Source organism: Caldisphaera lagunensis DSM 15908 (genome assembly GCF_000317795.1).
Lineage (GTDB): Archaea > Thermoproteota > Thermoprotei_A > Sulfolobales > Acidilobaceae > Caldisphaera > Caldisphaera lagunensis.
In genome coordinates, this window is the sequence record NC_019791.1 from 1,165,341 (window position 1) to 1,185,869 (window position 20,529).

26 protein-coding genes and 1 tRNA gene are annotated in these 20,529 nt (G+C 31.3%); 7 read left to right on the forward strand and 20 right to left on the reverse strand.

Features of this window, described 5'->3' with window-relative positions; all coding sequences use genetic code 11:
* Nucleotides 1-9: 9 nt before the first annotated feature.
* Genes CALAG_RS05670 through CALAG_RS05685 form a run of 4 tightly spaced genes read right to left on the reverse strand, consistent with a single transcriptional unit; the run spans nt 10 to nt 2,834 of the window.
* Nucleotides 10-642, reverse strand: a complete 633-nt coding sequence (locus CALAG_RS05670; RefSeq protein ID WP_015232779.1) for an exosome complex RNA-binding protein Csl4 — start codon at nt 640-642, stop codon at nt 10-12.
* The gene (locus CALAG_RS05675; RefSeq protein ID WP_015232780.1) at nt 620-1,255 is read right to left on the reverse strand and encodes an METTL5 family protein; all 636 of its coding nucleotides are present in this window, start codon (nt 1,253-1,255) and stop codon (nt 620-622) included. The genes CALAG_RS05670 and CALAG_RS05675 overlap by 23 nt, the downstream gene beginning before the upstream one ends.
* 16 nt (nt 1,256-1,271) lie before the next feature.
* The gene (dph2, locus tag CALAG_RS05680; protein WP_015232781.1) at nt 1,272-2,309 is read right to left on the reverse strand and encodes a diphthamide biosynthesis enzyme Dph2; all 1,038 of its coding nucleotides are present in this window, start codon (nt 2,307-2,309) and stop codon (nt 1,272-1,274) included.
* A 3-nt stretch (nt 2,310-2,312) separates the two neighbouring features.
* Nucleotides 2,313-2,834, reverse strand: coding sequence for a 50S ribosomal protein L16 (locus tag CALAG_RS05685; RefSeq protein ID WP_015232782.1), 522 nt, complete (start codon nt 2,832-2,834; stop codon nt 2,313-2,315).
* Between the two features lie 160 nt (nt 2,835-2,994).
* On the opposite strand from CALAG_RS05685, the gene CALAG_RS05690 reads away from it, so the two are divergent.
* Both CALAG_RS05690 and CALAG_RS05695 read left to right on the forward strand, forming a co-directional pair.
* The gene (locus tag CALAG_RS05690) at nt 2,995-4,035 is read left to right on the forward strand and encodes an acyl-CoA dehydrogenase family protein (RefSeq protein ID WP_015232783.1); all 1,041 of its coding nucleotides are present in this window, start codon (nt 2,995-2,997) and stop codon (nt 4,033-4,035) included.
* Nucleotides 4,036-4,164: 129 nt separating this feature from the next.
* Complete coding sequence (locus tag CALAG_RS05695; RefSeq protein WP_015232784.1) at nt 4,165-4,509, forward strand: helix-turn-helix domain-containing protein; 345 nt, start codon at nt 4,165-4,167, stop codon at nt 4,507-4,509.
* Here CALAG_RS05695 and tpiA read toward each other — a convergent pair.
* From tpiA to CALAG_RS05775, 16 genes are all read right to left on the reverse strand, one after another.
* On the reverse strand, nt 4,506-5,177 hold the full coding sequence (gene tpiA / locus CALAG_RS05700; RefSeq protein WP_157463211.1) for a triose-phosphate isomerase: 672 nt from the start codon (nt 5,175-5,177) through the stop codon (nt 4,506-4,508). The two genes, CALAG_RS05695 and tpiA, sit on opposite strands and share 4 nt — an antisense overlap.
* A 93-nt stretch (nt 5,178-5,270) precedes the next feature.
* A complete protein-coding gene (fbp, locus tag CALAG_RS05705; RefSeq protein ID WP_015232786.1) occupies nt 5,271-6,428 on the reverse strand; it encodes a fructose-1,6-bisphosphate aldolase/phosphatase in 1,158 nt (385 codons plus the stop codon).
* Between the two features lie 104 nt (nt 6,429-6,532).
* On the reverse strand, nt 6,533-7,045 hold the full coding sequence (locus CALAG_RS05710; protein ID WP_015232787.1) for a CDP-2,3-bis-(O-geranylgeranyl)-sn-glycerol synthase: 513 nt from the start codon (nt 7,043-7,045) through the stop codon (nt 6,533-6,535).
* Nucleotides 7,036-7,614, reverse strand: coding sequence for an AAA family ATPase (locus CALAG_RS05715; protein WP_015232788.1), 579 nt, complete (start codon nt 7,612-7,614; stop codon nt 7,036-7,038). The genes CALAG_RS05710 and CALAG_RS05715 overlap by 10 nt, the downstream gene beginning before the upstream one ends.
* Complete coding sequence (locus tag CALAG_RS05720; protein ID WP_015232789.1) at nt 7,611-8,078, reverse strand: uL15 family ribosomal protein; 468 nt, start codon at nt 8,076-8,078, stop codon at nt 7,611-7,613. The genes CALAG_RS05715 and CALAG_RS05720 overlap by 4 nt, the downstream gene beginning before the upstream one ends.
* Nucleotides 8,079-8,137: 59 nt before the next feature.
* Nucleotides 8,138-8,620: a 50S ribosomal protein L30 gene (locus CALAG_RS05725; RefSeq protein WP_015232790.1), complete on the reverse strand. Its 483-nt coding sequence runs from the start codon at nt 8,618-8,620 to the stop codon at nt 8,138-8,140.
* Nucleotides 8,617-9,246: a 30S ribosomal protein S5 gene (locus tag CALAG_RS05730; RefSeq protein WP_015232791.1), complete on the reverse strand. Its 630-nt coding sequence runs from the start codon at nt 9,244-9,246 to the stop codon at nt 8,617-8,619. The genes CALAG_RS05725 and CALAG_RS05730 overlap by 4 nt, the downstream gene beginning before the upstream one ends.
* Nucleotides 9,243-9,842 (reverse strand): 50S ribosomal protein L18, encoded by a 600-nt coding sequence (locus CALAG_RS05735; protein ID WP_015232792.1) that lies wholly within the window; start codon nt 9,840-9,842, stop codon nt 9,243-9,245. The genes CALAG_RS05730 and CALAG_RS05735 overlap by 4 nt, the downstream gene beginning before the upstream one ends.
* A complete protein-coding gene (locus CALAG_RS05740; protein WP_015232793.1) occupies nt 9,839-10,300 on the reverse strand; it encodes a 50S ribosomal protein L19e in 462 nt (153 codons plus the stop codon). The genes CALAG_RS05735 and CALAG_RS05740 overlap by 4 nt, the downstream gene beginning before the upstream one ends.
* Nucleotides 10,290-10,703 (reverse strand): 50S ribosomal protein L32e, encoded by a 414-nt coding sequence (locus tag CALAG_RS05745; RefSeq protein ID WP_015232794.1) that lies wholly within the window; start codon nt 10,701-10,703, stop codon nt 10,290-10,292. Before CALAG_RS05745 ends, CALAG_RS05740 begins: the two co-directional genes overlap by 11 nt.
* Nucleotides 10,703-11,251 carry a 50S ribosomal protein L6 gene (locus CALAG_RS05750; protein WP_048816794.1) on the reverse strand — a complete coding sequence of 183 codons (549 nt, stop codon included), beginning with the start codon at nt 11,249-11,251 and terminating at the stop codon, nt 10,703-10,705. The genes CALAG_RS05745 and CALAG_RS05750 overlap by 1 nt, the downstream gene beginning before the upstream one ends.
* A gap of 56 nt (nt 11,252-11,307) precedes the next feature.
* Nucleotides 11,308-11,514, reverse strand: a complete 207-nt coding sequence (locus tag CALAG_RS05755) for a DUF5622 domain-containing protein (protein WP_015232796.1) — start codon at nt 11,512-11,514, stop codon at nt 11,308-11,310.
* A 92-nt stretch (nt 11,515-11,606) separates the two neighbouring features.
* A complete protein-coding gene (cyaB, locus tag CALAG_RS05760) occupies nt 11,607-12,155 on the reverse strand; it encodes a class IV adenylate cyclase (RefSeq protein ID WP_048816795.1) in 549 nt (182 codons plus the stop codon).
* A 69-nt stretch (nt 12,156-12,224) separates the two neighbouring features.
* The gene (locus CALAG_RS05765; protein ID WP_048816895.1) at nt 12,225-14,402 is read right to left on the reverse strand and encodes a CDC48 family AAA ATPase; all 2,178 of its coding nucleotides are present in this window, start codon (nt 14,400-14,402) and stop codon (nt 12,225-12,227) included.
* 131 nt (nt 14,403-14,533) lie between these two features.
* Nucleotides 14,534-14,965, reverse strand: a complete 432-nt coding sequence (locus CALAG_RS05770) for a 30S ribosomal protein S19e (protein ID WP_015232799.1) — start codon at nt 14,963-14,965, stop codon at nt 14,534-14,536.
* 248 nt (nt 14,966-15,213) lie between these two features.
* A tRNA-Val gene (locus CALAG_RS05775) sits at nt 15,214-15,287 on the reverse strand.
* 348 nt (nt 15,288-15,635) lie between these two features.
* Between CALAG_RS05775 and CALAG_RS05780 the strand changes: the two genes are divergently transcribed.
* From CALAG_RS05780 to CALAG_RS05800, 5 genes are all read left to right on the forward strand, one after another.
* Nucleotides 15,636-16,037 carry a transcriptional regulator gene (locus tag CALAG_RS05780; RefSeq protein ID WP_015232800.1) on the forward strand — a complete coding sequence of 134 codons (402 nt, stop codon included), beginning with the start codon at nt 15,636-15,638 and terminating at the stop codon, nt 16,035-16,037.
* Between the two features lie 159 nt (nt 16,038-16,196).
* The gene (locus CALAG_RS05785) at nt 16,197-18,332 is read left to right on the forward strand and encodes an acetate--CoA ligase family protein (RefSeq protein ID WP_015232801.1); all 2,136 of its coding nucleotides are present in this window, start codon (nt 16,197-16,199) and stop codon (nt 18,330-18,332) included.
* Nucleotides 18,333-18,340: 8 nt separating this feature from the next.
* Complete coding sequence (locus CALAG_RS05790) at nt 18,341-19,258, forward strand: coiled-coil protein (RefSeq protein ID WP_157463286.1); 918 nt, start codon at nt 18,341-18,343, stop codon at nt 19,256-19,258.
* Nucleotides 19,259-19,260: 2 nt separating this feature from the next.
* Nucleotides 19,261-19,812 (forward strand): DUF447 domain-containing protein, encoded by a 552-nt coding sequence (locus tag CALAG_RS05795; RefSeq protein WP_015232803.1) that lies wholly within the window; start codon nt 19,261-19,263, stop codon nt 19,810-19,812.
* Nucleotides 19,760-20,503 (forward strand): Rossmann fold enzyme, encoded by a 744-nt coding sequence (locus CALAG_RS05800; RefSeq protein WP_015232804.1) that lies wholly within the window; start codon nt 19,760-19,762, stop codon nt 20,501-20,503. Before CALAG_RS05795 ends, CALAG_RS05800 begins: the two co-directional genes overlap by 53 nt.
* The last annotated feature ends 26 nt before the right edge of the window (nt 20,504-20,529 follow it).

A 20,529-nucleotide genomic window follows, 5' to 3' on the forward strand; every position in this document is an offset into this window, starting at 1 on the left:
CAAAAACACCTATGGTGACATTAATATTGTTTTCTTCATATCAATTTTTAGCAATTTAGAAGTTGCTAAATTAGATATTTTCCTTTTTTCTACATTACCACATTTGGGACATTTTAATTGATCATTATTTTGCGGTATCATAATCTCTCCACATTTAGAGCACATAGAATAAATTACTCCATATTGAGGTCCCTTTAATGAAAGGTTATATGGATTACTTGAATTTATTACTTTAGCCAATATTATATCTCCAGGTTTAACAATATCCATCAAATCATTAAATTTATCTACACCAACTTGGTTTGAAATAATTGCTCCAGATAATGGACTTGAAAATTCAAACTCCCATTTAGGTCTTGGATATAAAACTATTACACCATAAATATCAACAAATATTATATTTTCTCTAACAGATGAAACTGATCCTAAAACAATGCTATTTTTCTTTGGTAATTTTAGTTTTTTATATGAATTTACTGATATTGTCCTATTATTAAAGTCTATAGCAATTTTACCCAAAAACATTGACCTTAGGTATCCTGTTTCAGTATCTATATAAACTCCTTCACCTTCAACAAATTCTTCTTGTTGTGCAATAACTTCTCCTGGAACAACAACATTATTTTTCAAAGAGTAATACATCTACCTTTACCCTCCTTATCCTACTTTTATGATATGTCATTGAAGCGGGTATTGGAAATTCCCTTGTATTTAACAATCTCAATCTATATCCCCACTTGTTACTTAGTGATTCGTGAAAATTTAAATTTCCTGATTTCAATACAGAGTAAATCCTCTTAGGATTCAATGAAAATGCGTATTCCAAAAATCTTTTATCAGCGTTTCTATTCCAAACCCCAAAAGGAGGATTCATAATAATTAAATCTATGTGATTTTTTCTTATTAATCCCAAATTCTCATTTATAAAAGTCTTTATTAACAAAAGCCTTCCTCTTAAACCAAAGGTTTCTTCTCCATATAAACAATATTTAAAGAACCTATCATCAATTTCTAATCCTATAGCTTTACTAGCACCAAAAATAAGAGATGCTAATGCTATCCTACAAGTGCCAGAACCTAAATCAAGCACTGTTGAGTCTTGAATAATATTTGAAATATATGCATGATTTAGCATATCCAAAATTATTTCTGATGGAGTATTGTATTGCTCTAAATCACGAATCGGATTAGTTATTGATGGTAATGTTTTTTCTAAGAAAACCTTTGCGTTTATGTATTTTTCATTTTTATTCAAATCTTACACCGCTTTTTTACCATGGAAAAATATACTTATCTATTTTGCCTGTTAAAGCCATATAAGCTTCTCCAGGCGTAAGAACTGGCTTTTTATAATCCATTAAGTCATCAATGGGAATCCTTGGGCAACTTGTTATTACAAATGCATCAAACCAATCGTTATCAATTGATAATAAATTTAATTCGCTCATGTTTTCTGATGTTAATAATACATATTCTTTTTTATTTAGCATCTTTATTATCATATTTAATAAAGATGGTCTATATTGACCCGTTTTTAAACCAATTATTACTCCCCAATGTCTTGCTTCCATGGCTTTTGATATAACAAACAATCTTTTCTTATAATATTTTATTCCAATTTGTGTAAAATCTCTTACAGTATTGCTGTAAAGGTCTATTTGAGCAATTGGCTTTAATGTAGATAAATATAAACCTAATGGATGAAATTCTCCTCCTCCTACAAATATATAACCATCAATATTTTTATTGATAACAGTTCTAAAATCACAGCCAATTATTTGACCTGGATCATAATATGGAGATAATCCATTAGATTTTATGATATTATATTTACTGTTGTTTCCAATAATATTTAAAATTTTATTATATAAATGTGTATGCTGTGCAGTTAATGCTATTGACAAGTTTTTTACATTATAGGTATCAAGTATGCTAAGGGATTTTTCTATCATATTTTCATCTATATCTAATTTGCTCAACGCTCTAACAAAAACAACTCTATCCCTTAAATTAGAAGGTAATGCTAGCGGTGATGCCAAATATTCTGGATATTCTGAATGGGCTATATGAATTATTAGATCAGGATTAATTATATTAAAAATCTGATTATATTGTAAATCACATGCACCATATATGCTTTCCATATGAATTATTGGCTCAGCCTTATAATTTTCTCTTATACAGTTCGCTATCGCTAATGCAAATTGCTTCATACCATCAGGTAATTGCAATAAAACCCTTTTACCTTCAATATTAATATCAGGAAAAACCAATGTATAAGGTATACCACAATCAAAATTCTTTGACATTATTTACTTCTCCGTTCTATCCTCTGATATTACTATTCTAGTTTTCTGAGGTAACTTTGATGCACCTCTTCTTAAGGCCTCTTTTATTTTTTCTAAATCTGCTTTCCTACCCCATACCTCTATTAATTTATCACCAGCATGAACTATAGCAGCAACCCCTATTGGTGTTCCAAATGATAGTCTCATGCCATCTTGCAATCTATCTGCTCCAGCAAACGCCATCATTTTGTTTTCTCTTATAACTTGGTGAGGATATTTGGGTATTCTCATATAATAATTAGCATCACCAACTTCTGTTGATAAATATTTGCTTGTCATAACTCTTGCTGCTTCTAAAGCATTTGACCTTATTTGACCTAATTCTAACGATATCAAATCAACCTTTATCTCATAGTTTTTAAGCATGTCCTTATTTCCAACTTCAAATTTAGTTATTTTTGGCGGAGGGGCTCCATGTATATACTCTTTCCTTGTATATGGCTGGCTTGTTATGTGCGAATAACATCTTCCGGGTCTCATTGGCATTTTTTATCACCTCTCTTTATTCCGTGTTTAACCCCTATAAAAGTTTGCTTTTATGATTTTCTAAATTTTATTTATGATAAAATAATATATTAATATTTTATATTTAATTGATAAATTATATTTATATAGAGAGCATTGCATTAATAACATTGGTGATTGAATGTCAGAATTACCCAAGGACATAGAAAACTTTCTTTTAAATGAAGTTCCAAAAATAGCAAAACAAGTTGATGAAAAAAATGAAGTTCCAAAAGAATTCTTAGAAAAAATGAAAGGTGTTGGACTTTTTAACTTAAGAAAAAATGGTTTAGGAGGTATTTACAAAGCTGTAAGACTTGCCTCTAGATCTAGCCCAGCAATTGCACATGTTATTATGATAAGTGGTTCTGGATCACTTAAATCAGGCATTGATAATTCAATATTTTCTGTTACTATAACAGAGCCTGGCGGAGGTACTGATATAAAGGGTAATCTAAAAACTGTTGCAGAAGAAGATTCAGAAGGAAATGCAATAATAAATGGAGAAAAAGTATTTGGAAGCAATGCTCTTTATGCAGATTATTTTATAATTTTGGCTCAAGGACCTCAAGGACCAACTCTTTATTTAGCAGAAAGACAAGATAACATAAAAATTAAACCCATGGATCTAATAAGCTTTAGAGGGGCTGGCATTTCTAATGTAATATATGAAAACACTAAGGCAAAAAGAATATCTCAACCTGGTAAAGGCCTTAGAGAGGCTTTAGAATTAATAAACTATGGCAGATTAGGTTATGGTTCGATAGCCTTAGGTATTGCGGAGGGGGCTTTAGAAGAAGCTGGTAAAAACGCTTTAAGTAAAAAAATATTCAACAAGGAATTGTCTGAATATCAATCAATAAAGTGGATGTATGCGGAAATAGAAATCAAAATAAAACTTCTGGAATCTCTAATTGATAATGCCGTTAAAAAGTATGAAAAAAACAATTTATTAGATCCTTTAGATGCTGCTATATCGAAAGTTTCTTCAGGAGAACTTGCTCAAAGAGCTACATGGATTGGAATACAATTGCTAGGAGGTAGAGGGTTTACTGCAGGAACATTATTAGAAAGGTTGAATAGGGATGCAAGAGTATTAGATATTGGAGAGGGTGCAAGGGAGGTTTTATTAGACTTTATTGGAGATCAAGCAATTAAACAATATAAACAAGCTTTAATTTAAATTTATCTTTTATAATAATAGTTTAATATCCTTTTTTAAACTATATGTTAAATTCTTTAACTTTCTTTTTGTTTTAAAAAGGAAAAATTTTTAAATATTAGAAATAAGTAATATAACTAGGTGAAAAATGTGGAAAATAATGAAGTTAAACCCATAAAAGCGTTAATACAATGCGTATCTGTACCAGATTATGACCTAGCAGCACAAATTTTAGATTATCTTCTTGATAAAAAAGAGCTAAGCGTTAGGGATTTAACTAAAGTATTAAGCGTTAGCTATCCATTAGTTTTAAGAGTAGTAAATGATTTAGCTGGTTTAGGTATTGTCGAGACAAGCAAATTAAAGGTAGAAGGAAGAGGGAGGCCAAGAAAGCTTGTTAAAATAAATGTTGCAAAATTACTTGAAATGCTTGACGGATGCAGGAAAAACCTAGATGAGGCTGAAAAGGTATTAAAGCAAAAGCCAAGAATCTAAACACTATTCATTTTTTCAACGAAATCTATAATAACTTTATTTGGATTCTTTGACTTCATCACTGCGCTTGCAATTAAAACCCCAGAAGATCCTAATTCTATGGCTTTTATCGCATCATCTGGTATTGTTATACCTGCTCCAGCTAGAACTGGTATATTAGAAACGCTTTTTACTGCTTTAAGAGATTCAGTTATTACTTCAGGCTTTGCCTTAGATACAGGAATTCCAGAACCTATTAATTCAGGCGGCTCAACAGCTATCATTGATGGATTTAAATAAGCAATTCCAGCAGCCTCTCCTGGTGTATCTGCACATACTAATGATTCTTTATTCAATTCCTTCATTTTCTTAACAATTTTTTCTATATCTCTATAAATAATTTTATGCTCACTATGATTTATCAAAGATCCTTTAACTTCCAAATATTTTAAAGAGTCTACAGATAAAAAGCCTGTATATGCCCCATAATCGAGAGGATCTATATGTTGAAGATATATATCGTCATATATATTAATTATTTTACTTATCATAACTGATGGAACTGATAATATTATTCTTACATTGCTATATTTAGATGATAATTGGTTTGCAGTTTTCGCTATTTCTAATGCAACATTGTTATAAGCTGTTTCATATGATTTAAAATTAATAGCAAATACGTATTTCATTTCTATCGCCATTTATTAAGGTATATCTTAGCTATATAATTTTTCATTAATCAAAAATTATTAAATTGGGTTCAAATTAAAGTCTATAAAAAATTATTTAATCTCTTCCAATTCATGTTTTATTATTGGTTTATACCCTAATTCGAAGGGTCTAAATTTGTTTTCTAATTTCTTGAGCACATCTGGTAAAGTCGTATATTCCATATCTTCTGGTCCAAGTCTATGAGGCATAAATGGACCATGTCTTCTCATGTATTCTGCAATTATTTGAGCTTGTCTTCTAGTTTCATCGAATGCAACATCATCAAACAAATCACTAGGCCCAACAAGATTTCCATTCTTTATATTAAAGCCTAAAGCTGCTACTCTAGGAGGACCGTCAAATCTTGTCATTTTGGCATCTTTTATTCCAACAGGCATTAATGGACCTGCATGACTACCTCTCATCCATCCTTCTACTAAATGAGGGAAAGAAAATGGTTCAAGTATTTCTCCTAATGCTGGAAAACCACTTTGAGCCCTAACTATCATAACTGGATCATCTTTTCCAATGTATTTTCCCGCTATTAAACTAAGCCTTTCAGAACTTATTGTCGATGCTATTTCTCCATCCTTTCTATGAACATATTTAATAACATATCTAGATGGTGTTCCTATTAATGCAAGTAAATCATATAGATCATTTGGTGTGCTCAAATCTAATGCCTTACCTTCATATACATCTAAAACAGTAAATATGAAACCATTATGCATCCTTGGATCAATAACTAATCCCGCAGTATTAAATGGGTCTGCAAATATTTTATATAAGGGTAAATTAAATGCTCCCGGTTCAGTTTTATCAGCCATAAACACAACAACAGGCTCTGCAGGCCTTTCATTAAATTCCATTTCTGCAACTCCTGGACCCATGCCTCTTATATTACCGCTAAATGAGTTGCTCAGTAAATCCTGACCAGCTGCATAAAGACCTAATTCTTTGGCAACCTTTGCAGCCTCTTCAAATGCATTCCATGCTGTTTCATGAACTTCTTTATTGTTTACACCTTTTTTATGCGTCATTATTAATTGAAGATCATCTCCAACAGCAGTTACATAATAATCTATTAATAAGCCATTCTTCTTAGCTTCGGCGAGAACCCTTGTTGATGCTAGCATTGTATCTGGGTGAACTTTATGGTGACCTGCTAAACTTCCTATATCAGCCTTTATAACACTTAATGTTATTTTTTCTCCCCTTTCATGAGACACTAAAATCACCACATATTTAAAGATAACTTGTCCTTAAAAACCTTTCACTTTGTGAAATTTGAAAAAGATGTTTTTAAATTGAAACAATATAAAAATATTTGAGATTACCAAGGTACATTTTTCAATTTTAATTTATAAGCCATATAATTGGTTGTTCTATGCAAAGCATATATTAAAACTGCAAAAAGTAATTCAGCATATATATTAAATATCTTGCCATCAAATAAATAAAGAAATACAAGAGCCCCTACATAAAAATCAAGCTGATCCAATAATGGAGCAGGCGCTCCTCTTTCTAGTCCAATCCTTCTTTTTATAAACGATGCAATTAAATCCCCAATTAACGCTCCAAAAGAAGCAATAAAGGCATCGTATAGCATATTATGCCAAATTATTACACTTTCTATTGAACCTATTATAAGCCCAGCAATTATCCCAGATAAAATACCTCCCCATGTCTTTCCATCGCCAAAAATTCTTCTTCCATCTCTCCATTTCTTACCCATATCTATTGGAGGTAATCCATGAACAATAACAGGGGTTCCATTAGCTACCATAGCAGGCAATATAAATATGAATAACTTAAGCAAGTCGTAACCAAAATGTATTAGATCCATTCTATACCATCCCTTATTATTTTAAACCCCAATATAATTTCTTTAGGCCTCACCAATTTTAATTCAATTGTGTTCTCCTTTAATTTTCTTGTTATACCTATTCCTTTTGCCCAAGGTATTACCCATAAATCCATTGACATTTTATTCGTTTCGAAATCTTCTTGACTTATTTGACCAGTTGAAAAACCTCCATATAAGCTCATCATTGAAGATATTAATGATAATTCTTTTTGTGAAACATCATCATTAAAAGGTCTAAATAAATTATTTATAGAATCAATTATAATAAATTTATTTTGTTTAATATCATCAATAACCTCTTTTATCAACTGTTCTCTTGTAATTACTAATTTTATAGGAATTTCGTATTTAAAGTATTTAGAATAAGTAAATGTTTGGGCTTCCGTTGCAATAAATGAAAAATCTCTTTTCTTATCTATTAAATATTTGGCAATTTCAAATGCAAGGTGAGTTTTACCAGTTGCTGAAGGGCCATAAACAAGCAAAAACAAGTTGTTATCAATAAAATTAGAGATAAAGGGGTGTAATCCTCCTTTTCTAAAAATCAAGATTGTTCCTCTTCTTCAATTTTTTCAACTATAACTTCTCCACCTGCTTCTTTTACTCTCTCTATTGCTTTCTTTGTTGCCTCTTTAACAATAACTTTGACTTTTTCATATATTTTTCCATTTGCTACCAATTTATCATAACCCATTTCATTTAGATTTAGAACAACTTTATCTCCTTCAACATTTGTATTTCTTAACTTGAAAGCTATTTGATCTAGTTCTCTTAATGTTATTGTATTTTTCTTATGCAATAATCTATTTCTTATTGGAACAAATCCCTTTGCTCCAAACCAATTGGGGTAATATTTTAGCATCCATGTCTTCCTATGTTTATTCATTCCAGAGCCTCCAGTTCCTCCCTTGCTTCCTGATTTTCTATGCTGTCCAACTCTTCCCCATCCCATAGATCTTGTTCTTCCTCTTAGCTTCCTTGATTTTTTCCTGCTTCTTGATGTCAAAGCCATTTTTTACACCTTCTTCCATCATATAGCTATGAGAAAAGATTTAAAAATAAATTTGTTCCTTAGGCCATTTTTAATATAAGATCGTTAATTGCTTTTCCTCTATATCCTAATTCTCCTTTTGGATATAATCTTTTAATTGATAAGTCAAATCCCCCACTTGGAGGATGTAATCTAAAGAAAGGCTTTATTCCCTTTTCTTCTAGTTTGTTATAATGTATTTCTTCTTTTATTATTTTATCAGCTAACTCCTCTATTCCGTTAAGCCCTAGCTTTTCTTTTACTACTTGATCTGTAATTGGTTTATCCCCAACAATTCTTCCTCTACGCTTTATTAATTCTGCTAATGTTTCCTTATTTACTTCTCCCCATGTTATTGCTGATTGTCCTTCAATTAACATATTCTTTAATCCATTAAGATTCTCTGCATATAAAACTGCTACAAAATTCCTTCTTAACCTTAATAAATCTAGAACCTTCTCTACTTTAGGATCTAATCCACTAGAACCCCTGATCCTTATAATAGCATATACCAAAATTATCACCTTATCCAGTCCATTGGAGTAACAGCTTTGAATGTATTTCTTAAAGCCATATATGTTGCCCTAGCAAAGTTATACGAAGTTCTTGTTTCACCAAAAGTTTTTGTCCATACATCTCTTATACCAGCTAATGTTAAAACTTTCTTTGCAACATCTCCTGCAACAAGTCCTGTACCTTTTGGTGCAGGCTTTAATAATATAACAACACTGCCACTTTTGCCCACCACTGAATATGGCACACTATGAGGTTCTCCGCAAGTACATTCCCAGCTACCACATCCTCTTCTTATAGGGGTTATATTTAATTTGGCATTTCTAATTGCTTTATCTATAGAATCCCTGAATTGTTTTGCTTTACTTTTTCCTACACCAACGTAACCATTTTTATTACCTACCGCAACTGTTGCTCTATATCTTGAAACCCTTCCAGCGTCTGTCATTTTTTGCACTAATGTTACATCTATTATTTCTACTTGTAAATCAGGCAAAAGTGCATCTATTATTTCTGGCTCTAATATTGGCATATTCCTTTTAAATATCTCATCTATGCTAGTTATTTTCCCTTCTTTTACTAACTTACCTACTTGTGTTTTAGGTTCCCATGATTCTAATACTTGAGTGCTGCTCATTTACTTCCACCCTCTTTGCTTTTAATTGCATTTAATACCTCCTCGAAATGTCTTGAAAGCTCTTCTGGAGGTAGCCTCCCTAATTGTTTAGAGAACTGCCTTTTATAAGCATCTTCGTTATTTTTCTTCAAATCTTCAGCCCACTTTGATATATGCTCACATTTAACTCTCTCTTCATCTGGCAAGATTTCTTCTGAATGAGGTATCTGAATTCCTGCATCAACTAAACCCTTAAGGGCAGCAAAAATTCTGTTTCCTTTAGAAGGCGTTTGTAACCCTATATCTAATATTGCTTCATTAATTCCCTTTTGTTTAGCTCTTAAACCAGCTAAGTAACCTGTTAAATATGCAGCACATGTATTTTTACCATAACCTTTCCAATTATATAATTTTGAAAGCTCTTTACTATGAGCTGCTACTATTGTTTTATCTCCTTTTGCATCAAATTCTACAATTTGAACCAATATGTATTTATTGGTTTTTCTAACAACTGCTCTTGGTTTTTGAGATATAACTAATCTATATCTAAGACGATAGTCAGTTTTACCCTGTCTTCTCCTCTTTAATGCTAATTTATATCTAGGTCCACCTTTCATGATTTAACACCTTTCATTAGCTTATTTTCATCAATATACCTTTTCAAATCAGATAAGCTTTTGAAAGCATTACCCTTAGATAATCTATAAAGTCTCCTATAAGTTTGGGAATCAATCATATCTTTATCTCTTAAATATTTGAGATAGGTTCTCATTTTTCTTATTTTATTAACCCATACTTCTTCTTCATCAACCCTAGTCTTCTTTGTGCCTTCTCTTTTTCCATATCCTCTACGATGACCTTTAACTCTTTTTATATGCCTTATTAACCATCTATGCGAATTACCCTTCTTTGGTATTTTCTTTATTAAACCTCTTTCTATTAAACCTCTTATGTCATCTTTTGTTATTGCTTGACTTATTTCTTCCTCATTATCTGGATCAGGACTTATCCAAATCCTGCTCTCTCCAACACCAAGTATTTCTGCTGCAAGCCTTTTTTGGAGTCTATAATCCATATATACCACCATTAGCTACCTTAAATCCTTTCTCCTTAGCTACCTTAAGTAGCTCTACCCTCTTCTTAAGACCTACAGATGAGTCTATATAAATTATATGAGCCCTTGGACTTAACAATTCAAGTTCTTTTTTATTAGATATAACTACTGGTATCAATCCGGAGGGATGCAATCCTCTAATTGAATTCTTATTCTTATAACCAACTTTAACAATTGGAGGATATCCTTTTCTTTGCAACCTCATTTTTGCGTCTATTCCTTTGGGCTTTCTCCAGCTATCTCCTAGTCTTTTGAACCTCCATGACAAATATCTCATAAAATGAACTCTTCTCTTTTCTGATACAGATTCCCTTATTTTCCTCTTTTGCTTTAATATATCCTTTACTATTTGTTCTGAGCTCATTATTCAATCACCTCTCTTGAATATATATAAATTCCATCCATAAACTTCCTTCTATCAAAATCAGATATCTTTGTTGCAAGCTCTATATTGGCTGCACTTTGCGAAACCTTTTCTATATCAATTCCTTCTAATATTATATCTGTTCCTTGAACCTTCACATTAACTCCAGGAAATACCTTCGCTATTCTTGGAGATTTTTCTCCAATGAAATTGCTTATAATGATTTTGTTTCCATCCTTTTTAACGCTTATTGGATAATGGCTATATATTATTTTTAACTTATATCTATATCCTTTCGTTACTCCTGTTATCATATTTTTAACATGTGCTATAACAGTTCCTACAACAGCTTTTTTCTTAGCATCTGCAAAGTATACCTCAGCAATTAGTTTTTTATCTTCTAATCTCAAAGATAAATCTTTGATATGGGAGAAATCCCTTTCAAGCTCTCCTTTAGGTCCTTTTACCTTTATCTTTTTTCCATCTATTTTAATATCTATGCCATCTGGGATTTCTAGTTCCCTTATTGCATGAACTTCTTTTGCCAAAGTTAGCACCTGCTTTCCTGCACTTCAATCAGAGAACAAACGCGTATATAAAGATTTTAAGCTTTTTCAACCTTCTCTCTAACTACCTCCAACAATTCTTCTTTTTTGATGATCCTATATCCTAATTCTGGTTTTTTAAATTTCCCTATAACAATTATCCTATCTGGATCTTCTTCTGGCTTTGAATTAAATAACCTTACTTTATAATATCCCTTCTTTCTACCCATATAAATGTAAGCGAATTTTGTATTCTTACTTCCCATGTTTATCACCCTTTGCTTATTATATTTTTGCCGTTTTAAACTGTTTCTACAACTCTTAATTTTTAACCAAAATCTAATTCTATTTAAAATTTTTAAGATTTATTATGAAAGCTTTCAATTTCACTTACCATATCTGCATATGTCTTTGTAATAATCTCTCCTTTTATATTAAACTTATTCAATGCCTCTATAATATCTTCTTCTTTTGCATTTTTAGACTCTATTTCTATAAAACATCCTAAATTATCTACAAAATCAAGAGAGAATTCCAAGTTATCTAAATCATAATATCTTCTTTTCTTCTTTACCTTAACTCCAACAGAAAATCCTAATTTGCTAAATAATGGCATAGGATCTTCTTTGGTTTCAACTATTATTTCTTCTCTTGATTTTATTGGATTATTTTTATCTCCTCTCTTACTCTTATAAGTTATTGTTTCCGGCTTGCCGTTAACATATCTTATCCTTATGGCCTCATCATTTTCTTTCATATCTTTACATGGATGATTTAAATAAAGATCAAGTTCTTCTCTTTCCCCAGAAAACTTAGCATTAAATTTTTTTAAATTATTTTCAATAGTTTCAATTTTATTACAATCAATTTTTATTTTTATTTCAATTTCTAGGTTTTTGCTACCCAAATTAAACGCCATTAAATATAAAAATGAGAAAGATTAAAACTGTTGTTTATCAATTCTTAATAAAAAAGATTACTGAAGGGCTATTTTCTTGAGCTGGTTTGAAATTCTTTCATACATCATTATTACATCTTTAGACAAGCTGGGAGGCACCTTCTTTAAAGCCATCTCAAAATGTCTAAATTCCACAGGTGAAACCTCCAGTTTTTCTCTTAATTTTAGCATAACCGCTTCTCTTACAACTGCTGCTATATCAGCTCCTGTATAGCCATCTGTTATTGATGCCAATTTATCTATAGAGACATCGTTTGCCAATGGAACTCTCCTTAAATGTATTTTGAATATTTGCTTTCTTGATTCAATATCGGGAGGTGGCACATATATAAGTCTATCAAATCTTCCAGGTCTTAGCAAAGCTGGATCTATTATATCTGGCCTGTTTGTAGCAGCGATAACAACAACATTAGATAATGGTATCATACCATCCATTTCTGTAAGCAATTGATTAACTATTCTATCAGTAACGCCGGATGTATCACTCTTAAATCCTCTTGCCGGAGCTATTGAATCGATTTCATCGAAGAAAACAACTGTTGGAGCTACTTCTCTAGCTCTTTCAAATATTTTTCTTACAGCTTTTTCGCTTTCTCCAACCCATTTGCTCAAAACTTCTGGACCTCTAATTGTTATAAAATTAGCCCCACTTTCCGTTGCAACTGCTTTTGCTAATAATGTCTTACCTGTTCCTGGAGGACCAAATAATAGGATTCCCTTTGGAGGTTCAATACCCATATCGCTAAATACCTTAGGATATTTCATAGGCCATTCTACTGATTCTCTTAATTCTTGTTTTACATTTTCTAAACCACCAATATCTTCCCAATGTACTTCTGGAACCTCTACAAATATTTCCCTTATTAATGAAGGCCTAATAGATTTCATAGCCTCAGTAAAATGTTTCATAGAAACCTCAAGGTTCTTTAATATATCAGGTTTAATTGCTTCATTTTTTGACAAATCAACCTTTCCACTTGCCATAAATTCTCTTAATGAAGCCATAGCTGCTTCTTTAACTAATGCAGCCAAATCTGCCCCAGTATATCCATTTGTTAATTCTGCTATTTTCTCTAATTGTACATCTTTAGATAGAGGAACATTCCTTGTATGTACTTTAAGTATTTCTATTCTAGCCTTTTTATCAGGAGGCCTTATTTCAATTTCTCTATCAAATCTTCCAGGTCTTCTTAATGCAGGATCTAAATCATCTGGTCTATTTGTTGCTCCAATAACTATAACTCTACCCCTTTCCTGCATTCCGTCCATTAGCGTTAAAAGTTGGGCAACAACTCTTTTTTCAACTTCTCCAGTTACTTCCTCTCTTTTTGGAGCTATTGCATCTATTTCATCTATAAATATTATGGATGGAGCATTTTCTTGTGCTTCTTTAAACACCTCTCTTAATCTTTCCTCGCTTTCTCCATAGAACTTACTCATGATTTCTGGTCCATTAATTGTTGTGAAGTAAGCTCCTATCTCATTTGCTAAGGCTTTTGCTAATAATGTCTTACCTGTTCCTGGAGGACCATATAATAGGATTCCCTTTGGAGGTTCAATACCAAGCCTCTTAAATACTTCAGGATGTCTCATAGGAAGCTCTGCAATTTCTCTTATCCTTTCTTTGGCTTCTTCCAAATCACCAATATCTTCCCATGTTACTCTAGTTGTTCTATGAATTGGAAATTCGTTTTCTTTAACAGGCTCTTTTCTTAGTTCAACAATTGTCCTATCTGTTACATAAACGTTATCCACAGGTTTTGTTTGGACAACAACTAATGGTATTTCACCTTGAACTAAAACGAGTTCTCCTTGAGTTAATGGCTTTCTAATAAATTCTTCTTTTATATCTGATGGTGATAAATAAAAATCAATTGTAAACGGCTCAGTCTTTTCTAATGGAGCAAAAACAATTTTTTCAGCAGGTTTTACATTTTCTGCTTTTTCAACTTCTACATAATCTCCAACACTGACGCCTAATGACCATCTTAAATAACCATCCATTCTAATTATACCTGTATCTTCATCTTCAGAATGTAAAGGCCATACAACTGCTATTACTTGACTTTTTTGACTCTTTACTTTAACAAAATCTCCTGTTTCAATGTTTAACTTTTTCATAGTAGACTGATCGATCCTTACTATTTTTCTTCCAGGTGTATCAGTTCTATATGCTTCAGATACCATCAATGACATAGTTCCCGACAATGTTTGTCACCATTTTTCTATTAACTTCTAAGGTTATAAATGTGTGCAAATATACAATAAGGAATTATATTTAAATCATGAACAAATAAAGCTATAAATTATATGAAATTTGAATATAATTATTGACTTATTTCTTTTAGTATTTCTTTTGCTACATTATCTACTAAGCTTTGACCTGATGGAGATAGTTTTCTACCCTTACCAGATATTGTAACAATAAAACCTGCTTGTTCTAATTGCTGTAATATTGTCCTAATTATGCTTCCAGAACCTTTTCTGAAGTGAGGTGGTCTATTTCCATTTCTTTTTTTACCCCCATACATTGTTCTTAATGTACCAACACCTAAAGGCTCATCAGCAAGACTTATTTTTCTTAGCAAGGATGCAGCCCTTATGTACCACCAATCCTGTTCAACGGGGGGCTTTTCTTTAAATACACCAGTTTTTGCATACATAGCCCATGAAGGTGGCTCTATTTTCTGGCTTTTCTTTAAGCGTTCAGCCAATTTGGCTATGAGCTTATCTGCTGGAACTTCTTTAGCTGAAACCATTTTTTCTACCCCTATATCTTTTTACAGCACGCTTTATATATGAATTACTCCCTTATATATTATAGATCTCCATCGCCCGAAAAGTTTTATGCAATATCAATTTTTTCTTTTATTAAACTAACATATCTATAACAATTAAATTTAAACATTTCTTATAAAATTTATTGAAATAAATTAGCGAGGCAAGCTTACAAATTGAATATAATGACTATGTACTTTGAGCTCATAAAAACAGACCTATAGCATAGTGGGCCCGGCCGGACTCGAACCGGCGACCTCCGCCGTGTGAGGGCGGCGTCCTAACCACCTAGACTACGGGCCCCATTTATAATAACACAAATATAATATAAAAAATTCTTATTAAACAGTTCTATCTGACTACTTACTTCCTTAAAGAGAGGTTTTCATTTGTTACAATATCCAAGCGTTTGTATGCAACAGCCAAGTATATGTAAACTACCCCGCTTGTAAAGGGGGGTCTCTTGTGAGGAGGAAAATCTTGATTGATCTAAGAAGTAGGAATCATAGAGAAATTGAGATATTACTCTTAGGTAGATAATATTTATCAAACATTTATATGAAAATATCAATGAAATATTTATTCATATTTATAGCCCTTAAAAATGCTTTACATAATTGGAAACTATGTAATCTAAAAAGGTGCTAAAATTTGTCAAAAGAAAAAAGCATTGAAGAGCAAACAACAATAGAAATGCCATGCGAGGTAGCAGCTAGGATAGTAATTCCATCAATAAGAGCTTCTGTAGCATATATTTTGGTAAATGAATTTAAGCTATCAAAATATACAGCTGCAAGATTGCTTGGACTAACCCCTGCAGCAATAAACAACTACATCAGCGGGAAGAGAGGAGATAGATATATGAAAATACTTACCGAGGATGAAAAATATCTAGAGAAAGTAAGAGAAGCTGCAAGGTTAATATTAGCTTATCAGGGAAGAACGGAAGAATCAATGGATGAATTTATGAAAAAATATCAAATAGCTATGTGTAGTATATGTAGTGAAGTAAATGAAGTTGCACATAAATATGGATGTCCTTATAGGCATTAAATGTTTTTAACACAATAAATATAAAACTGAATTATTTCTAAATTTTATTATATGAAATTGTGGGAAATTGAGAGAAATTTTAAACATAAAAATATCTATTAATTAAAACAAAATTCATATAAATCAATATGGCTAATAATTTATTGGAAGTGATAATAAATGGAAAAGAATTCAATAAAAGTCTTCTTCGAACCCAATAGCGTAGCAATAATAGGAGCATCACCAAAAAAGGAAAACCTTGGCAGGATAATACTTGATAGCATGCAGAAAAACTATAAAGGAAGACTTTATGTTATAAATCCAAATTATGATGAAGTCCAAGGTGTAAAATCATATAAATCCATATTAGATATAGATGATGAAATCGATATTGCTGTAATAGCTGTTGATGCAAAAAAAGTACCAGATTTAATGTTAGATGCAGGGAAGAAAGGAGTAAAAGGTGTTGTAATAGTAAGTGGAGGTTTTGCAGAAATTGATTCAGAATTGGGATACAAACTTCAAGAAGAAATTATAGAAATAGCAAACAAATTCAACATGAGAATATTGGGACCAAATTGTATTGGTATTTATAATTCATTTAAAGGCGTAGACACATTTTTCCTACCTTATGAAAGGATGAGAAGGCCCAAAAGTGGTGCTATATCAATTATAAGCCAAAGTGGTGCGTTATTAGCTACATTAATGGATTGGGCTGCATCGAAAAACATAGGGATAGGTAAGGCAATAAATTTTGGTAATAAGGCTGATATAGATGAAATTGATTCGTTAGAATATCTAGGTAAAGATGAAGAAACGAGAGTAATATTAATGTATATTGAAGGTATTACTCCTGGCAAGGGATATCAATTCGTTGAAACTGCAAGAAAGGTTACCTCTGTTTATAGAAAACCAATTATTTTAATTAAAGGAGGTAAAACTTCGAGAGGGGCTAGTGCCGCAAAAAGCCATACGGCTTCTCTAGCAGGTTCTTATGAAATATTCAAGGCAATATCTAAGCAGGCAAACATAATTATAGCAAATGATTTAGAGGAATTATTTGATATTGCAAAGGTTATGTCATTTAATTTAATTCCAAAAGGAAATAGGGTTGGTATAATAACAAATTCTGGAGGTCATGGAGTAATAGCAGCTGATACATTGATTGAAAATGGATTATCTGTTCCAGAAATATCTGAAAAGATAAAAGAAAAGCTTAAAGAAGTATTTCCTCCAAGGGTTTCATTGCATAATCCCATAGATTTTACTGGAGATGCAAAATCAGATTATTATAAATATGTATTAGATCTCTTATCAGAAAATGATGAAGTAGATATGTTTTTAATCATAGCATTGATTCAACCTCAAACTATGGATTTATCGATTTCAAATGTTATTTTTGATTTCTCTCAAAAACACTTTGATAAACCTATTGCTGTTGTAACAATAGGCGCAGAAATGGGAGAGAAACTAAAATTAATGCTAGAAGAAAAGGGGGTTCCAGTTTTTGAGTTTCCTGATAGGGCTTCTAAGGCACTAGCAAAGTTATATGATTGTAGAAAATGTTCAACAAAAAGATTTGAAAATTGTCGTAGAATTTCTATAAGCCAAGAATCCATAAATAGGGCAAGAGAAATTATTAAAAACGCTTTATATCAAAACAGGAACAAACTTTTAGAAAATGAGGCACTAGATTTATTAAATGTAATTGGTGTAAATACAGTAAAATATTGCATCGTAGAAAATTATGATATGATTAAATCATGCATTAAGGAAATTAATTTTCCAGTAGCTATGAAAATAATTAGCGAAGGTATAATTCATAAATCTGATGTTGGAGGAGTTATATTAAATATAAATAATGAAGAGGAACTAGCAGAAAGCTATAAAAACATTATAAAAAACGTAAAATATAGGCTACCCCAAGCTAAGATAAGTGGAGTAATGATTCAGGAAATGGCAAAACAGGGTAATGAAATCATAGTTGGTAGTAAATTTGATGAGAATTTCGGGCCAATAGTCTTGTTTGGCCTTGGGGGTATATATACTGAAGTTATAGGTGATGTCTCTATGAGAATGTCTCCAATAACTGATTGCGATGCAAGAGAAATGATAGATGAAATTAAAAGCGTAAAAATTTTAGAAGGTTACAGGGGCCTAGAACCTGTTGACAAGAATGCGGTGGCTGAGGCTATAATGAGGGTTGGTGAGTTAATGCTCGCAATACCGGAAATATCTGAGATGGATATTAACCCCCTAATAGCCTCTAGCCTCGGCGTGAAAGCGGTAGATGCAAGGGTAATATTGAAGAGGTGATATGTTTGGTGGATTCAGGTCAAGTTCAACAGAATTCCCAGCAACAAAGCAATTCAGAATCTAATGAACAAAATCTTTTAAAACATATTGATGAATTGAGGGACAAAATTTTAGAGGTAAAAAATCAGAGAAGACAGTTAATTGAAGAAATAAAATCTCTTAGAGATAAGAGAAGACAGTTAATTGAAGACAAAAAACAACTTATTGAAAGATTTAAAGTGCTAAGAGATCAAAGAAAGAAGATTTTAGATGAACTTGCAAAATTGAAACAAGAAAGGGAAACATTAAGTAAGGAATTTAAGAGCAAATTAGATCAGCTAAAAGAAGCTCATAATATAACTCAAAAAGAAGGTGATGTTGCTAAATTAAGCTTAAGAAAAATACAAAAGAGAATGGAAGAACTAGAGTGGAGACAACAAACTAGCGTATTAACACCAGAAGAAGAAAAAAGACTAGTTGAAGAAATAGATAAATTAGAAGAATTGGCTGAAAGAGTCAGAAGAGCAAGAGAAGAAGAAGTTTCAATATTAGAACTTGAGGCTGATGTAAAAGGTCTAAAGCTTAAACTATCAGAAGCTATAAATAAAATAAAAGAATTAAGAGAAAATGCGGGGAGATTAAAAGCAGAAATTTCTTCGATTAATCCTAAAATAGATGAATATAATAAAAATATAGATTCTTTGGGTGCAGAAATACAGCAAAAGAGTCAAGAAATCGAAAACCTAACAAAGCAACTAGATGCATTATATCAAGATTATAGAAATACGATGGTAAAATTAAAAGAAATGAAGCTTGCAAAACAACGTGGTATAGAGGTTAACCTATTAGAACAAAAGAGAAAAGAGATAGAAGAAAAACAAAAGAAAGGGGAAGCATTAACACTAGATGAGCTAAGAATACTATACGGAGACTTGGATAGCATATAAAAATGCTTAAAAATATTTATTATGAATTCATTGCATTTACATGCAATACAAGATACTCAATGCCAATAGGAATTTTATTTAAAGATAAACCTAAGTTTTATGTTTATAAAACAACACGCCTTTCAAAAATTTTAAATGATAAAAGCTTAATTTATTTGCTATCTCCTAATGATCCTTTAATTTATTTAAAAAGCTTAGATCACGAAATAGAAAACGAAATAAAATATGTAAACGGTTGCCCCGATTTAGATAATATGGGAAGTGTATATCTATGCTATTCACGTTTTCTAAGAGAAGATGAAAATGGTATAGAATTTGAGTGTGAAAAATTCGAAAAAATAAAAGGTGAAAATTTACCTTACACAAGAGTATATGGATGTCTAGTGGAAATGCTTATTTTATTAACAAAAATAGAGGCCAATGTTATAGAAGATTGGTTTTTAGACTACGCAAAAGGACTAAAATGGTGTGTAGAAAGAGCATCAAAAATGGATGAAAAATATGTCAGAATATCTAATGAGATATTCAAAAGAATTGAAAGACATTTTAAATAGAATTGATAAAATAATCAATGTATATACAGATTACGTAGAACCAATTTTTAAATATCCAAGACATAAAGAATTGGAGTCATCAATGGAAATTTTACCAAGAATTTGTAATGAAAATTTCTATATAAACATAATTAATATATTTGAAAAAATAAATAATTCAAATATATGTATAGTAGGTCCTGGAGATATAAATAATAATATTAGCAATTGCAAAATCTTTGCAGGTCCAGAAGGGGGTTTAATAAACGCACTAAAAAATAATATAAAATTCCTCTATATAACTGGTGACTTAGATTTATCATTGAAATTGTTAGGGGAAATGGAATTTTTATCAGAATATGTATTTCTTCATGTACATGGAGATAATTATACAAGAATAAGAAACGTATATAACATGAATTATAATATAATTTATACAACACAAGTAATCACACCTTATTGCGCTTTACCAATTGGAGTATTTACTGATGGGGATAGGGCTATATCATTATCAATGTTATTTAATGCAAAAACAATAGAAGTTTACGGTTTCGATTTTAACAATGTTAAATGTTATCATAAAGATTATTGTTTCGAAGAAAAAATAGAAAAACTAAATATATCTAAAGAAATAATAAAAATGGTTGCAAAAAAACTTAATTATAATATAAATTTTTACGATGGGAAAATTATACTTATTAACAATAATTAATAAATAAGTATAACGATATTACAAAA